General features: G+C 72.9%; 11 protein-coding genes and 1 pseudogene. 8 read left to right on the forward strand and 4 right to left on the reverse strand.

Annotated features, from left to right (window positions below):
• The first annotated feature begins 108 nt into the window (after positions 1–108).
• The gene (locus tag Prubr_RS22210; protein WP_212816834.1) at positions 109–933 is read left to right on the forward strand and encodes an ABC transporter ATP-binding protein; all 825 of its coding nucleotides are present in this window, start codon (positions 109–111) and stop codon (positions 931–933) included.
• Entirely contained in the window at positions 930–3,392 is a 2,463-nt protein-coding gene (locus Prubr_RS37730) for an ABC transporter permease (RefSeq protein WP_281425822.1), read from the forward strand. Before Prubr_RS22210 ends, Prubr_RS37730 begins: the two co-directional genes overlap by 4 nt.
• A gap of 40 nt (positions 3,393–3,432) precedes the next feature.
• On the opposite strand, the gene Prubr_RS22220 is transcribed toward Prubr_RS37730, so the two are convergent.
• On the reverse strand, positions 3,433–3,708 hold the full coding sequence (locus Prubr_RS22220; RefSeq protein ID WP_212816835.1) for a DUF2277 domain-containing protein: 276 nt from the start codon (positions 3,706–3,708) through the stop codon (positions 3,433–3,435).
• 190 nt (positions 3,709–3,898) lie between these two features.
• On the opposite strand from Prubr_RS22220, the gene Prubr_RS22225 reads away from it, so the two are divergent.
• From Prubr_RS22225 to Prubr_RS22250, 6 genes are all read left to right on the forward strand, one after another.
• Positions 3,899–4,291: an alpha/beta hydrolase gene (locus tag Prubr_RS22225; RefSeq protein WP_212816836.1), complete on the forward strand. Its 393-nt coding sequence runs from the start codon at positions 3,899–3,901 to the stop codon at positions 4,289–4,291.
• Positions 4,292–4,458: 167 nt separating this feature from the next.
• A complete protein-coding gene (locus Prubr_RS22230; RefSeq protein WP_246567485.1) occupies positions 4,459–5,613 on the forward strand; it encodes an epoxide hydrolase family protein in 1,155 nt (384 codons plus the stop codon).
• Positions 5,614–5,728: 115 nt separating this feature from the next.
• Positions 5,729–7,327 (forward strand): hypothetical protein, encoded by a 1,599-nt coding sequence (locus Prubr_RS22235; protein WP_212816837.1) that lies wholly within the window; start codon positions 5,729–5,731, stop codon positions 7,325–7,327.
• Between the two features lie 237 nt (positions 7,328–7,564).
• Complete coding sequence (locus tag Prubr_RS22240) at positions 7,565–9,601, forward strand: hypothetical protein (protein WP_212816838.1); 2,037 nt, start codon at positions 7,565–7,567, stop codon at positions 9,599–9,601.
• Positions 9,588–10,496, forward strand: coding sequence for a hypothetical protein (locus Prubr_RS22245; protein WP_212816839.1), 909 nt, complete (start codon positions 9,588–9,590; stop codon positions 10,494–10,496). The genes Prubr_RS22240 and Prubr_RS22245 overlap by 14 nt, the downstream gene beginning before the upstream one ends.
• Positions 10,497–10,675: 179 nt before the next feature.
• Positions 10,676–11,518 (forward strand): SCO6745 family protein, encoded by an 843-nt coding sequence (locus Prubr_RS22250; RefSeq protein WP_425517936.1) that lies wholly within the window; start codon positions 10,676–10,678, stop codon positions 11,516–11,518.
• A gap of 103 nt (positions 11,519–11,621) precedes the next feature.
• On the opposite strand, the gene Prubr_RS22255 is transcribed toward Prubr_RS22250, so the two are convergent.
• The 3 genes and pseudogenes from Prubr_RS22255 to Prubr_RS22265 all read right to left on the reverse strand — a co-directional run bounded on the left by Prubr_RS22255 (position 11,622) and on the right by Prubr_RS22265 (position 15,848).
• On the reverse strand, positions 11,622–12,002 hold the full coding sequence (locus Prubr_RS22255) for a VOC family protein (RefSeq protein ID WP_212816840.1): 381 nt from the start codon (positions 12,000–12,002) through the stop codon (positions 11,622–11,624).
• Positions 12,003–12,204: 202 nt separating this feature from the next.
• Positions 12,205–14,645: pseudogene (locus tag Prubr_RS22260) on the reverse strand (phosphoketolase family protein).
• A gap of 33 nt (positions 14,646–14,678) precedes the next feature.
• A complete protein-coding gene (locus Prubr_RS22265; protein ID WP_212816841.1) occupies positions 14,679–15,848 on the reverse strand; it encodes an AI-2E family transporter in 1,170 nt (389 codons plus the stop codon).
• Between the last annotated feature and the right edge of the window lie 76 nt (positions 15,849–15,924).

The raw sequence follows: 15,924 nt of genomic DNA on the forward strand, positions 1-15,924 counted from the left end.
CCGCAGACGCTACCGGCGGCCGGACCGGGTGACGGTATAGCTGGGTATACCTTTGATCCTCACGCGTGCGCCAATGTGTCCGGGCCGGCCGGACGGTTGGCTGGGTCGGTGACCACACTTCTTCACGAGACGACCGCCGACGCCGTGCGGCTGGCGGACCTGCGCCGGGTCTACGGCACCGGGCCGCAGGCGGTGACCGCCCTCGACGGCGTCACCGTCGCCTTCCCCGCCGGCACGTTCACCGCCGTCATGGGACCGTCCGGCTCCGGCAAGTCGACGTTGCTGCACTGCGCGGCCGGCCTCGACCGGCCGACCGGCGGCACGGTGACGGTCGCCGGCACCGACCTCGGCCCGCTGGGCGAGCGGGCGCTGACCGTGTTGCGCCGGCAGCGGATCGGCTTCGTCTTCCAGTCGTTCAACCTGGTCGCCGCGTTGACGGCGGCGCAGAACGTCGGCCTGCCGGTGAAGCTCGCCGGGCGCCGGCCGGACCGCGCCGAGATCCGGCGCGCCCTCGACGAGGTCGGTCTCGCCGACCGGGCCGGGCACCGCCCCGGCGAACTGTCCGGCGGGCAGCAGCAGCGGGTGGCGATCGCCCGGGCCCTGGTGACCCGGCCGGCGGTGCTCTTCGCCGACGAGCCGACCGGGGCGCTGGACACCAAGACGTCCCGGGACGTGCTCGGGCTGCTGCGCGGGATCGTCGACCGGCACGGCCAGACCGTGATCATGGTGACCCACGACCCGGTCGCCGCCGCGTACGCCGACCGGGTGCTGTTCCTCGCCGACGGCCGCCTGGTCGACGAGATGACCGCACCGGCGCCCGCCCTCGCCGGGGCGCGACCCGGCCCGCATCACGGCGGTGGGGCGGTGTCCGGCTCCCGGCTCGGCCCGGAGGCCATCGCCGCCCGGATGGCGCACCTGGAGGCCGGCGCGTGACGCTCGCCCTGGCCACCGTACGGGCCCGCTGGGCCTCCTTCCTCGGCTCGTTCGTCGCTCTCGGCCTCGGCGTCGCCGTACTCGCCAGCACCCTGCTGGTCCTGGTCGCGGCGCAACCCAGGGTGCCGGACCGGTACGCCGGCGCGCAGGTGCTGGTGCGGGCCGCCCCTGCCGGCGCCGACCCGGAGGCGTTCCCCGAGTTCCTGCCGTGGAGCCGGGCCGACGCCGACACGGTCACCGGACGCCTGGCGGCGCTGCCGGGGGTCGAGGCGGCCGTACCCGACCTGTCGTTCTATGCCCAGCTCGTGCGCGACGGCCGGCCGGTCGGCGCGCCGAGCGAGGGCCAGCACAACGGGCACGCCTGGTCCGCCGCCGCGCTGGCGCCGTACCCGATCGTCGCCGGCCGGGCTCCGGCCACGGACGGCGAGGTGGCGCTCGACCGCGACCTCGGTCACGCGCCGGGGGAGCGGGTGACGCTGCTGACCGGTGCAGGCCCGCTGCCGCTGACCGTCACCGGCACCGTCGACGGTCCCGGCTTCCACGTCGCCGACCCGACCGCGGCCCGGCTGGCCGGCGGGGTGACCGTCATCGGCCTGCGCCTGTCGCCCGGCGCCGACCCGGACACGGTCGCCGCCGCCGCCCGCGACGTCGTCGGGGACCGGGCCGACGTGTACGCCGGTGCCGCCCGGACCGCCCTGGAGCCGGAGTTCGAGGGCCGGACCCGGTGGATCGGCGCCCAGTTGCTGATTGCGATGGCGAGCCTCGCCGGCTTCGTCACGATCTTCGTCGTGGCGTCCACGTTCGGGTTCGGCATCGCCCAGCGCCGCCGCGAACTCGGCCTGCTGCGGGCGGTCGGCGCCACCCCGGGCCAGGTCCGCCGGATCGTCTACGGCGAGGCGGTCGTCGTCGGCGTCCTCGCCGCCGGCGGCGGTGCCCTCCTCGGCGCGGCCTTCGGGCCGGTCCTCGGCGACCTGATGGTCGAGGTCGGCCTCCAGCCGGCCGGCTTCACGGTGTCACCGGACCCGCTGGTGCTGCTCGGCGTGGTCGCCCTCGGGCTGACCGTGGCCCTGCTCGGGGTCTGGTCGGCGTCCCGCCGCGCCGGCCGGGTACGCCCGCTGGAGGCCCTGCGGGAGGCCGCGGTCGACCGGCGGCCGATGACCCCGGCCCGGTGGACCTTCGGGGTGCTCGGCACAGCCGGCGGCCTCGCCGTCGTCGCCGGCGCCCCCGCGCTCGACCCCGAGCTGCTGGTCAACCTCATGATCTACGCGGCGATGTCGTTGATCGTCGGCCTCTTCCTGCTCGCCCCGGTGATCATCCCACCGGTGGTGCGGCTGGTCACCCGGCCGGCGCGCGGTGCCACCGGCGAACTGGTCCGGGAGGGGGCGCTCGTCGCCGTCCGCCGGGTCGCCTCCACCGCCGCGCCGGTGCTGGTCACCGTCGGGTTCGCGGTGTTCCTCACCGGCCTGTTCGAGATCCAGTCGCACGCGTTCGGCACCCAGCGGGCCGAACGGGTGCCCGCCGACGTGGTGGTCTCCCCGGACGGCGTACCCGGGCTCTCCGACGCCGTCGCCGCGGCGGTCGCGGCCGGCGGCGGCACCTCGGCCGCCGAACTGCCGACCCGGATCTTCGTCGCCGGGCGGCCCGGCGTGTTGTGGCCCGTCGAGGCGTCCGGCGTCGAACCCGGCGCGCTCGCCGCCGCCTCGGTGACCGTCTCGTCCGGTTCGCTCGACGACCTGTCCGCCCCGGACGCGCTGATCGCCACCGCCGGTACCGCGCAACGGCACGGCTGGCAGTTGGGCGGCACCGCCGAGGTCGTCCTCGCCGACGGCGAGACCGCCACCCTGCGGGTGGTCGCCCTCGCCGACGACCACGAGCTGCCCGCCCCGGTCCTGATCAACCGGGACACCGCCCGGAAGCACGACCCGTCCGCACTGACCCCGGTCCTGTACGCCGCCGGCATCGCCCCCGACCGGGCGGATGTCGAGGGCCTGGGCGGGCTGGCGGCGACCCCGGCCGAGTACGCCCACCGCGCCGACGCCGAGGAGGACCGGCTCGTCCGGCTCTTCCTGCTGGTGCTGCTCGGCCTGTCGGCCGGCTACACCGGCATCGCGATCGCCAACACGCTGCTGATGGCGACCACCGCCCGGCGGCGCGACTTCGCCGTACTGCGGCTGGCCGGGGCGACCCCCGGCCAGGTCACCCGGACCGTCGCCGCGGAGACCACGCTGACCGTCACGATCGGCGCGGTGCTCGGCGGCCTGGTCGCGTTCGCCGCACTGGTCGGCCTGCGTAACGGCTACACCGAGCTGCTCGGGTCGCCGGTCGACCTGGTGATCCCGTGGTCGACGGTGCTGGCGCTGGTCGGCGTCTGCTACCTGCTGGCGCTGCTGGCCAGCGTGCTGCCCGCCCACCGGTTGGCGGCGGCGCCACCGACCGCGCTGGCCGCCGACCGGGACTGACCTCGCCCGCCGGGCCGGCGCCCCGCCGGCCCGGCGGGGCTCAGCCCGCGCTGCCGTAGCGTTCGGCTGCGCGGGCCTTCGCCTTGGCCGCCTCGACCTCCCGGTCCCGTGCCGGCGCCTTGGTCACCAGGCTTTCCAGCAGGGTACGGGTGGCGGCGGCGACCGCCTCCACGGCGGCGTCGAACGCCTCGGCGTTGGCCGCGGACGGATTCGTCGTACCACTGATCTTGCGGACGTACTGGAGTGCGGCGGCCTCGATCTCGTCCTCGGTCGCCGGCGGCTCGAAGTTGTGGAGGACCCGGATGCTTCTGCACATGGGCCCAAGGATGCCAGCACCCACCGACGCTCACCGGCCACCGACCGTGGCACTCGGCCGCGCGGTGACCGGTGGCCGTCACGGCGCCGGCGGCCCCGGCCGGTCGGGCGGTCGGGGCGGGTAGGCCCGGCGGAGCCGCTCCAGCGAGTTCGCCGCCCTGACCGCGTGGAGCGGACGGATCGCACCCGACATGTCGGGCTCCCCGCTGGGCAGCGAGGCCGTGGCCGCCTGCATCGGCCGCTCCGGTGACACGGTGAACCCGCAGCATCCGCTGCGCATCACCCAAGCACCGAAGATCCTGCTGCTCAACGCGCGGCACGACCCGTCGACCGCGTACGAGTGGTCCGTCAACGCCCACCGGCAGTCCCGGAAGAGCACCGTGCTGCTGACGTACGACGGCTGGGGCCACGGCGTCTACGACCGCAGCGCCTGCACCAGGAACGCGACCGACGCCTACCTGGTCAACCTGACCGTGCCGCGCGACGGGACGCGGTGTGCCGCCGTCGAGCCGGCCGGGGCGACTGCGGGGCTGGCCGGGGTCTCCACGGGGCCGGGCGCCCGATCGTCCGGCTGGCCGGGCTGACCCCACCCCTGGCCGCCCGCCGGTGGCCGGACGTCGTCGCGCTCAGGACGACGTCCGACCACCGGCCGGAGCGGTGGTTGTGGTGCGCCCATCGGGCAGCATGAAACCGAGTCTGCAGGCAGCCATCAGGACAGAAACTGTCCGCATTTCTCCATAGCGTTGTCGGCATGAGTGGAGACATCACCCCGTACCGGATCGACATCCCGCAGGACCGGCTCGACGACCTGCACGACCGGCTCGACCGCACCCGCTGGCCGGCCGCCCTGCCCGGCGACGGCTGGGACACCGGCGTACCGACCGGCTGGCTGCGGGACCTGGCCGACCACTGGCGCACCGGCTACGACTGGCGGGCCGCCGAGGCCGAACTGAACGCGTACCCGCAGTTCACCACCGAGATCGACGGCCAGCGGATCCACTTCCTGCACGTCCGCTCGCCCGAGCCGGACGCCTTCCCGCTTGTGCTCACCCACGGCTGGCCCGGCTCGGTCGTCGAGTTCCTCGACATCATCGGCCCGCTCACCGACCCCCGCGCGTACGGCGGCGACCCGGCCGACGCCTTCCACCTCGTCATCCCGTCGCTGCCCGGCTTCGGCTTCTCCGGCCCGACCGCCGACAGGGGCTGGGACACCGCCCGGATCGCCCGCGCCTGGGCGGAGCTGATGCACCGCCTCGGCTACGAACGGTACGGCGCGCAAGGCGGCGACATCGGCGCGGCGGTCAGCCCCGAACTCGGCCGGGTGGCACCCGACCGGGTCGTCGGCGTGCACGTCAACGGCGGCCCCGGAAACATCCCCGAGCTGCCGCTGCCGGACGACGAACTGGCCAGCCTCACCGACGTCGAACGCGACCGGATCAGCCGCATCGAGGCGTTCATGCGGGAGGAGTTCGGCTACATCGCGATCCAGGGCACCCGCCCGCAGACCCTCGGGTACGGTTTGACCGACTCCCCGGTCGGCCAACTCGCCTGGATCATGGACAAGTTCCGGGAGTGGACCCATCCCCGCCCGGTCGAGCCGGACAAGGTGATCGACCGGGACCGACTGCTCACCAACGTCATGATCTACTGGCTGACCGGTACGGCCGGCTCGGCGGCGTACGTCGGCTACGCCCAGGAGCACGGCTGGGACGCCCAGGCGGCGAACTCCGGCGTACCGACCGGGGCCATCGTCTTCGCGCACGACGTCGGCATCCGTCGCTACGCCGAGACGGAGCACACCATCACCCGCTGGACCGACGTCGACCGGGGCGGCCACTTTGCCGCCCTGGAGGAGCCGGCGCTGCTCAGCGCCGACATTCGCGACTTCTTCCGCGACCTGTATTGACCGCTACCGCGACCGGGCCGCAGGCCGGCGGACACCGACAACGGGTTGTCGGACGGTGACGTTATGCTCTGCGCCCGGTCGCGGGAGGCGACCGTCTCAACAGGAGGAAGAGCACTTGATCCTGTCGCGTATCCGTACGCTGCCCGCAGCGGTGGTGATGTTGCTGGTCGCGGCCCTGCTGATCGGCACACCCGCCGAGGCCGCCCCGCGCACCCCCACACTGTCCATCCCGAACCTCGCCTGGAGCGCCGCCGACGTCGACGCGAGTGAAGGCTGGGCCCAGATCCAGCTCGCCTGGACCGTGGCCAATCAGGACAGTGCCGCCACCACGGTTCGTGGCACCGTCGAATTCCGGCAGTTCGTGGACTCGTCACCGGTCGGCTCGGCCCGGACGGTCAGCTACGCCCTCGACTCCACTCCCGCACAGGTGTGGGCGCACGCCGGCGACGTGCGCAGTTCCGACTACGAATACACCTTCCAGGTGCCCCAGTACGGCGCGGCGACGGCGGCCGTCTGGCGGGTCACGAAGGTGACGATCGAGGACGACCGGGGCAACAGCCGCAAGCTCGGCCAGGCCGCGCTCACCCACCCGGCCGCCCAGTTCAGCGTGACCCAGCTCGTGGACGGGACGGCGCCCTACGTCACCTGGCTCATGCTGGCACCCGGCCAGCCGACCGCCGTCTACGACGACGGCGACGGGGTGACGCTGCGATACCGCACCCTGGTCAGCGATGATGGCAGCGGCTTCTGGAAGGGACGCGTGGTGTTCGCCGGACCGCAGGGGCAGCGGGTCGTCGCGCCCTTCGGCGTGGAGTACCTCGGCGGCTGGGCGCCCCAGTGCGGCGAGGGCAACGACGTGCCCGACCCCACCTTCGCCTGGTGCACGGTGACGGCCGTTATCCCGGCCGGCAGCCCGGCGGGCGCCTGGTCGGTGCTGAAGGTCGTGCTGACCGACAACGCCGGGCACACCAACGTCCTCACCGGGGTGTCCGCCCCGACCGTCCGGGTGAGCCGCAACGACGTGATCTCCGCGACCGGGTTCACGGTGACGCCCGAGGTCGTCGACAACTGGCGTACGCCCAAGACCGCCGAGCTGGTGTTCACCCCGTCCGGCGGGGTCGGCGGGCTGGCGTCGGTCTACGTCGAGGTGGACTGGTGCGGGGCGAGCACGACGCCGATCATCCGCGCGGACGGCACCGCCGTGGTGCCGATCGAGATGCGTACCCACGCGAGTGAGTGTGTGATCACGGGCATCGCGCTGAAGGACGCCGCCGGCAACGAGGCGTTCTACGGCACCGCGTACGGCAACGCCGACCTGGGTCTCGCGATCACCCGGGTGGCCGACACGGTCCCGCCGGAGGTGCTGTCGGCGTCGCTGTCCAAGACGGTCTGGACCCAGTCCGAGTTGCAGGCCGGCGCGGGAATCCCGCTCACGGTGGCGGTCGACACCACCTCACCCGCCCCGGTGACCGCGATGAGCATGACGGTCTACAACGCTGCCGGGGCGTCGCGGGGAGGTGCCTCCCGCGGTGTCCAGGAACCGGCGGACGGCCTGATCGGGCTCACCGCGCACACCGGAGCTCTCGTACCCGGTCAGTACACGGTCGGTTTCACGCTGACCGACGCGGCGGGCAACCGGACCCGACTCGGCTACCCGGGCCAGACCGAGCAGCCACCGGGCGGGCCGCTGGTGATCACCGTCGTCGAGGGCTGAGCCCCGTCCCGACCGGCTCCGACAGCCACCGAGCACCGTGCTCGGTGGCTGTCGCGCTTTCCGGCACCGATCGACCGGGCCGACGCCGGCACGGGCAGGACTCAGCGCCCGTGAAGATCCCGAAGGGGTGGGACAACGGTCCCTGGTTGCCCGGGACAGCCGACGGCTTCACTGCTTGTCGGGCGGCACCGACGCGTGCCACCACGGGGCGAGCCCCGGCTGCGAAGGGAAGTACCGATGACACGCACCTCCTGCGGTGCACGAGGTGGCGGCGTACGACGCAGAACCACCCGAGCCCGATGGCGACGATCGACGGCGGCGCTCATCTGCGCCGCGCTCGTCGCCACCGCATGTACCCCCGGCGGCGACGACGAGCAGGCCAAGGGCGGTGCCGTCGACGGTGCCGCGGTCGAGGCGGTCGCCAAGGGGCTGCCCGACGACCCGGCGCAGGCGGCCGAGCAACTTGTCGCCGATATCCTCTCCGACGACGCGGACCGGTCGGCCGCGGCGACCGCCGAACTGCTGCGCCGCTCCGGGCACGCGATCGTGTCCGCGAAGGGGCCGGTCGTGGCGGTGCCCGACCAACTGGCGATGGTCGACGCGCCGGTCTACGCCGAGCTCGTCCCGATCCTGGCCAGGGCGACCCGGGCCGGTGACCGCTACTCCGTCGAGGAGTTCGCGACCCTGCTCACCTCGGTCGGGCTGACCGAGAAGGACCCGACGTTCGCCCAGCTCACCGCCGCGATCGGCAACTGGGCCAAGGAGCCGGGCGACCACCCGATCTTCGTCACCGCGGCGGCCGGCGTACGCGCCCTCGCCGCCCACCGCCAGCAGGTGCTCTTCCCCGGTGCCGACCCGGCGTCGGTGTTCCTCGACCCGTTGCAGACCACGCTGCTGCTGGGGCACGCCACCAGCCGGTTCGGCGAGGTGAACCCGGGCGCCAAGCCGCAGGCGCTGGGCCGCCCGGGCCTGGTCGACCGGCTGCTCGGCGGCGGGGTCGCCCACGCCGACCCGGCCGGACCGTGCGGCGAGTTCGCCGCCATCTTCGCCAGCCCCAGCGACCCGGCCGGCAAGGCCCACGCCGACTTCCTCAAGGGTGAACTGAAGGACCGGCTGTCCAAGGAGTTCCTCACCGAAGGCGGCAAGGAGGTCTTCGACAAGGCGAACGAGGCCTGGGGCAAGGCCGGAGCGGCGGCGAGCGCGATCCTCCTGATGCTCGGCGCCCGCCTCGACCTCACCGCCGACAAGAGCAGCACGCACTTCAAGCACCGGGCGGGCACCCGGGACGAACATGTCACCCTCACCGCGACCGCGCTCTTCGACGCGGGGATCGCCCTGGACAAGCTGGAGTGCTACGCACTGGCCGGGGTCGACATCCCCAAGCCCGGCCCGATGAAGGGCATGACCATCAAGTGGGCCAGCGAGCAGCCACTGCTCGGCACGTACCAGGAGGGTGGCAACCAACTACTCAAGGCGGTGTCGGCGGACAGCGCCAAGCTCACCCGTGGGTCGAAGACCGGCGACGACGGCAAGGCGACCCTGGAAGTCAAGCCACCGGTCGAGGACCCGGCGGGCGAGGGCGAGGAGATGAAGGGCAAGGCCATCTTCATCGCGAAGATGGACAAGGAGAGCTTCCCGTTCGAGTTGGGCGACGCCTACGCCTTCCTGTCCAACGCCGTCGGCTTCGGTATCGGCAAGACCTTCGACCTGCTCAAGGAGGTCCTGGTCAAGGCGGGACTGCCGGCGCAGGCCATCACCATCGAGGTCAAGTACCACGGCGCGGACATCGTCCTGGCCCAGGGCAGCAGCGAGGTGAACCTTCTCCTGGCGAAGCTGATGGACGTCCACGTCGACCTGGTCAGCTGCACCGGGGTGGCCGGTCCGTTCAAGGGCACGGCCGGGTACGCCGGCGCGGAGAGCAGCGGCATGCTCCAGGCCGCCGGCGCGGTCACCGGGGTCAACGTGCCGAAGGGCTTCGCCGGCCAGGACAACGAGATCAGCGTCATGACCAACGACCGGCAGGGCCCGAACCCGTTCTTCATCATGAAGGGCGAGGGCGGCGCTCAGTTCCTCGACGGCGTACTGCGCTTCTATCCGTTCCTCAGCACCCAGTTCGAGGTGCTGGCCGACTACCGGGTCGGCCGGCCGGTCGGCGACGTCGAGATCCTGCTCGGCGGCAGCAGCTTCCCGTTCAGCGACCTCTCCTGGCCCATCGTGCGGGTGCAAGAGGACCCGCGTTGCCCGAAGGTGAAGTACTCCTATGACGGCCTCTAAGCCCCACCGGGCGCTGCTGCTCGCCACCGGCCTGCTGGCGATGGCCGGACTGGTCGCCTGCACCGGTGACGACGAAGGACCCACGATGGGCAACCGCGGTGACGCGGGTGCCCCGACCGCCGGGGGCGGACTGACCACGTTCGCCGGACTGTACGTCTCCGCCGACGTGGCCCCGGTCGCCGAGACCGAGACCCAGGTGACCCTGGCCAGCGGCCGGTCCTGCCAGGACCTGTCGAAGATGCTGGCCGCCGGCCAGTGGCGGCTGGTCGACCGGCTGACGTACGGCAAGCTCAGCGACGAGGAACTGGCGCTGATCGCCGGCTTCGGCGGCGTCGCCGGCGACCTGCTCCAGCGCGGCGACACGCTGGTGTTCGCCGGCCTCGAGGGTGGTTCGGCGTGTACGGCGACGGTCGCGACCGTCCCGCGCGGCGAGATCAAGCTGGCGGGCGGGGACCTGCCCGGTACGACGCCGGGCTGGGTCGCCACGACGCGCTGCTACCGCTCGAAGTCGACCGGCGACCTGATCGTCAGCGTCTACTTCGACACCGACGCCAAGGTCGGCGGCCAGGGGCAGCTCTCGCTGATCAAGTCCGGCGACGGCTACACGGTGGACACCGAGGACACCTCGTCGATCACGCTGAGCCTGCTGCGGCACAAGGGTCAGTACCTGAACACGATGTCGGCGGGATACGCCCGGATGAGCCAGCCGGAGGGCTTCGTCGAGCTGGAGCCCGGCGACTCGTTCTCCGGAACCGCGACCCTGCAGGAGGGTACGGCCGACAAGCTGCCCGCCGGCGAGATCGTCCTGACCGGACTGCTCGACTCGAACACCTACGACGACCAGATCGATGTTTCCCTGCGTTTCGCCTGCTCCGGAGTGGTCGAAACCAACTAGGCCGGTGCCGGTCCGCGTGGATTGCCCCCCAACCGCCGCGGACCGGCACCTTCAAACCCAGCAACGGGGGACGGCGGGAACGCGGCCAGACCGCGTTCCCGCCGTCGGGCGTTTCCGGGCTGCCTGAAGATCCCGTCCTGTGCGAGAGTCGGGGCGTCGGACAACGAGGCGGAGGCGGCATGGATCGCGTACGACGGATGTGGGCCCTCTTCGAACCGGTGCACGCGGTCACCTATTTCGCACCGCAGGCCCGGGCCCGCTACGAGGCGGCCGGACTGCGCGGCTACTGGCGCGGCTACTTCGCCGGCCGGGCCGCCGCGTTCGGGCCGGTCGGCCCCGGGCCGGTGCACGCCACGTTCTTCGGCTTCCACCCGGCGATGGTGCGGCGCGCCCTGCCCGACGTGTGGAGCCGGGCCACCCCGGCCGACACCCTGACCGCCCGGCTCGACGGGGCGCGGGCGGCGCTCGACGACGTACTCGGTTCGGTGCCGGCCGCGGACCTGGCGCAGGCGGCGGAGCTGCTGCGGGCGGCCGCCGAGCGGGCCGATCTGGCCGGCCGGGCGCTGGCGGCGGCGCACGCCGACCTGCCGTGGCCGGACGACCCGGTCGGGGTGCTGTGGCGGGCGGCGACACTGCTGCGCGAGCACCGCGGTGACGGGCACGTGGCGGTGCTGGTGCATGCCGGTCTCGACGGTGTCGAGTCGCTGGTGTGGCGTACGGCGATGGGCAGCGACCGGCAGGTGCTGCAATCCAACCGGGGCTGGTCCGACGACGAGTGGGACGCCGCGGCGGCCCGGCTGGTGGAGCGTGGCTGGCTGGAACCCGACGGCAGGCCGACGGCGGCCGCGCTGACCGCCCGCGACGACATCGAACGCCGTACCGACGAGCTGGCCGCCGCCCCGTGGCGTGCCCTGGGCGAGCCGGACACCGAGCGCCTGGCCACCCTCCTGCACCCGATCACCACGGCCGCGCGCGTCTACTTACCGCCGATCAACCCGATCGGCCTCCCGACCCCCTCATGATCCGCGTGATCAGGGACCAGGTCGCGCGTGTCGTCGGCGGGTCGGGGTTCCCGCTCCCTGATCACGCGGATCTTGACAGTGCGGGACCGGTGGCGAAGTGTGGTCAGGCGCCGAAGCGACGGGCGTGCCGGTCGAAGAACGGCTGGTCGCTCTGCACCGGCACCACGCACAGCAGATGGCCGCCGGGCGCGCGCAGGACGGTCCAGCCGTAGTGCCGGGCCTCCTCGGTCGCGCCGAGCGCGGTCAACCGGGCCACCTCGGCGGCCACGTCGTCGGTCTCGATGTCGAGGTGGTAGCGCGGCGCGTCGTCGACGGCCTGCACCTCGAACGCCAGCTCGTGGCCGGCCGCCCCGGGCAGCATGGTGTAGTCGTCGTCGACCGGCTCGGCGGCCGCCCCCAACGCCGCACTCCAGAAGGCGACCGCCTTGTCGGCCTCGGCGTGGGGTGAGTCGACGAACACGCCGTACAGGCGGCTTCGATGCATGGCCGGCACGCTAGCAGCCGGCAGCCCCGCCCCGGCCCCGGCCGCCCCGGCCCCGGCCGCCCCGGCCCCGGCCGCCCCGGCCCCGGCCGCCCAAGATCCGCGTGATCAGGGAGTACGACGCACGGCACACCGACGACACGCACGATCTAGTCCCTGATCGCGCGGATCTTGGGCGGGCGGATCAGGGCGGGGCAGGGGCGGGTTATGGGGTGGCGGGCCAGCGCCAGCCTGTTATCCGGGGGTGGTCTTCGCCGTACTCGCGGGTGTGGGCGCGGCACTCGGCGCGGGCGTCGACCATCCGCTGACGGACCGACGCCGCGCGTTCGCCCAGCCCCGGCACCCGGTCGATGACGTCGGTGACCAGGTGGAACCGGTCCAGGTCGTTGAGCATGACCATGTCGAACGGGGTGGTCGTGGTGCCCTCCTCCTTGTAGCCGCGCACGTGCAGGTTGGCGTGGTTGCGCCGCCGGTACGTCAGCCGGTGGATCAGCCACGGATAGCCGTGGTAGGCGAAGATGACCTGCCGGTCGCGGGTGAAGATGGCGTCGAACTGGGCGTCGGGCAGCCCGTGCGGGTGCTCGGTGTCGGGCTGCAGACGCATCAGGTCGACGACGTTGACGACGCGTACCCGCAGTTCCGGCAGGTGTTCGCGGAGCAGGGCGGCGGCGGCGAGGGTTTCCAGGGTCGGTACGTCGCCGGCGCAGGCGAGCACCACGTCGGGGTCCTCGCCCTGGTGGGTGCCGGCCCAGTCCCAGACGCCGAGGCCGCGCTGGCAGTGCAGCATCGCCTCGGCCATGCCCAGCCAGCTGGGGCCGGACTGCTTGCCGGCGACGACGACGTTGACGTAGTGCCGGCTGCGCAGGCAGTGGTCCATCGTGGACAGCAGGGTGTTGGCGTCCGGTGGCAGATAGACCCGGACCACCTCGGCCTTCTTGTTGACGACGTGGTCGATGAAGCCGGGGTCCTGGTGGGAGAAGCCGTTGTGGTCCTGCCGCCAGACGTGGCTGGAGAGCAGGTAGTTCAGCGAGGCGATCGGCCGCCGCCACGGGATGCCCCGGGTCACCTTCAGCCACTTGGCGTGCTGGTTGACCATCGAGTCGACGATGTGGATGAACGCCTCGTAGCTGGTGAAGACGCCGTGCCGGCCGGTCAGCAGATAGCCTTCGAGCCAGCCCTGGCACAGGTGCTCCGACAGCACCTCCAGCACCCGACCGCCGGGTGACACGTCCTCGTCGTCGGGGGTGATCCGGCCGACGAACGCCCGGTCGGTGACCTCGAACGCCGCGCCGAGCTTGTTGGATTCGACCTCGTCCGGGCCGAAGAGCCGGAACCGGTCCGGGTTGGCGGCGATGACGTCCCGCAGCCAGCCGCCGAGCACCCCGGTCGCGGAGGCGTCCGGGCGGCCGGGCCGGTCGACGGTGACGGCGTACGCGCGGAAGTCCGGCAGGGTCAGGTCGCGCAGCAGCAGGCCGCCGTTGGTGACCGGGTTGGCGCTCATCCGCCGGTCGCCGGTCGGCATGAGCGGGTCCAGGTCGCGGACCGGGGCGCCGGCGGCGTCGAAGAGTTCCTCCGGCCGGTACGAGCGCAGCCACTGCTCCAGCCGGGCCAGGTGTTCGGGGTTGCCGCGCGATACGGCCAGCGGCACCTGGTGGGCGTGGAAGGTGCCCTCGACCCGGTGCCCGTCGGCCTCCCGCGGCCCGGACCAGCCCTTCGGCGTACGGAGAATGATCATCGGCCAGCGCGGGCGGTGCCCGGGGTGACCGTCGGGGAGGGTTCGGCCCGGCCGTGGCCCCGGGCCCTGGCCCGGATGGCGGCGATTTCGTCGAGGGCGACGTCGAGGGTGCCGGCCAGTTCCTGGTGCACCCGGGCCGGGTCGTCGCCCTCGACGAGGTACGGCTGGTATCCGTAGCCGCGCATCATCGACAGCAGGTCGTCGGTCGGGATGCGGTCCAGCAGCGCCGGGTTGGCGATCTTGAAGCCGTTGAGGTGCAGGATCGGCAGCACCGCCCCGTCGCGGGCCGGGTCGATGAACATGTTCGACAGCCAGCTGCCGGCCAGCGGCCCGGTCTCCGCCTCACCGTCGCCGATCACGCACGCCACCACCAGGTCGGGGTCGTCCATCGCCGCCCCGTACGCGTGTGACAGCGAGTACCCCAGTTCACCGCCCTCGTGGATCGAACCGGGTACCTCCGACGCGACGTGGCTCGGGATGCCGCCGGGGAACGAGAACTGCCGGAAGAGTCGCCGCATGCCGTCCTCGTCGCGGCTCACCGACGGGTACAGCTCGCTGTAGGTCCCCTCCAGCCAGGTGTTGGCGACGATTGCCGGGCCGCCGTGTCCCGGCCCGGCCACGTAGATCATGTTCAGGTCGCGGGCCACGACGGCCCGGTTCAGGTGTACGTAGATCAGGTTCAGCCCTGGGCTGGTTCCCCAGTGGCCGAGCAGCCGGGGCTTGACGTGCTCGGGGCGCAGCGGTTCGCGCAGCAGCGGGTTGTCCAGCAGGTAGATCTGCCCGACGGTCAGATAGTTGGCGGCCCGCCAGTAGGCGTCGAGCCGGCGCAGCTCGTCGTGGGTCAGCGGGCCGGCGAGTTCGAGCGCGGTGTCCACCCCTGCCAGCCTGCCGGCTCCCGCCGTACCGTGCATCCGGAACGGCCGGATGGCCACGACCGGCGCCGGTCAGCTGGCGCCGGCCGGGCCGGCGGCCCCCGCTTCGTCCGGCGGCGCGGTGTCCCGGCCGGTGCCGGCCGGGCCGGTGTCGTCGGCGGATCGGTCGGGGCCGCCGCCGGCCGCCGCCGCGTGGCGGCGGTGTTCGCCCCAGAGGTCCCGCACGACGATCTGGATCATGGCGGCGACCGGGATGGCGAGCAGCGCGCCGGCGATCCCGGCCAGCTCGACCCCGATCAGGATCGAGATCAGCACCGTCAACGGATTCAGCTTCACCGTACGAGCGAAGATCACCGGCTGGAGCAGATGGTTCTCGACCTGCTGGTAGACGACGAAGAAGACGATCAGCACGATGCCGGCGGTCATCGACTGGGTGAACCCGGCCAGCACCGCCACCACCGCCCCGATCGTGGCCCCGACCAGCGGAATCAGGTCGGTGATGCCGACGAACAGGGCGATCAGCGGCGCGAACGGGACGCCGAGGACGGTCAGCGCGATGAACGTTCCCAGTCCCGCGATCACGCTGATCAGCAGGTTTCCGGTCAAATAGCCGGTGATCGTACGGGCGCACTCGTGCCCGAGCCGCCGGACCCGTTCCGCCCGGCGCGCGGGCAGCAGGGCGAGCAGGCTGCCGGTCACCTTCGGGGCCTGGAGGACCATCAGGTACGACAACACGAAGATCGTCAGGATCGCCGCGGCGGTGATCGCCGCGCCCCGGGCGACCGCCACGGTCGGCCCGCCGAGACCCGCGACGTGCTCGCGCAGCGGCTCGGCGTTGGCGCGTACGTGTTCCACGATGTGGTAGCGCTCGCTGAGCCGGCCGATCGGGCCGTCACCGGACTGCACCTGCTCCACGAACCTGGGCAGCTCGTCGGCGATCCGCGCCCCCTGGTGCACCAGCGGTACGACGAACAGCGCGCCGAGGCCGCCGAGCAGCGCGAACACGGCCAGGAACACCACCAGGGTGGCGAGCCAACGCCGGCAGCGCGGCACGTGCTTCTGCATCCAGTCGACCGCCGGGTTGAGGGCGACCGCGAAGAAGACCGCGACCAGGATCCAGACCAGGACCCGGCGGGTGGCGTAGACCAGCAGCAGGCCCAGCGCCGTCGCCAGCACCAGACCGATCACCGTCAGGGTCCGGCGGGCGGTACGGCGTACCTCGTGCCACGCGTCTGGCGCCACGGGCTGCGACTACCCGCGCCGGGCCGGCTGATGCCCGGCGGTCCGTGACCTGCCGGTAACCGGGGAAGTGCTTTGA

This window comes from Polymorphospora rubra (assembly GCF_018324255.1).
Classification (GTDB): domain Bacteria; phylum Actinomycetota; class Actinomycetes; order Mycobacteriales; family Micromonosporaceae; genus Polymorphospora; species Polymorphospora rubra.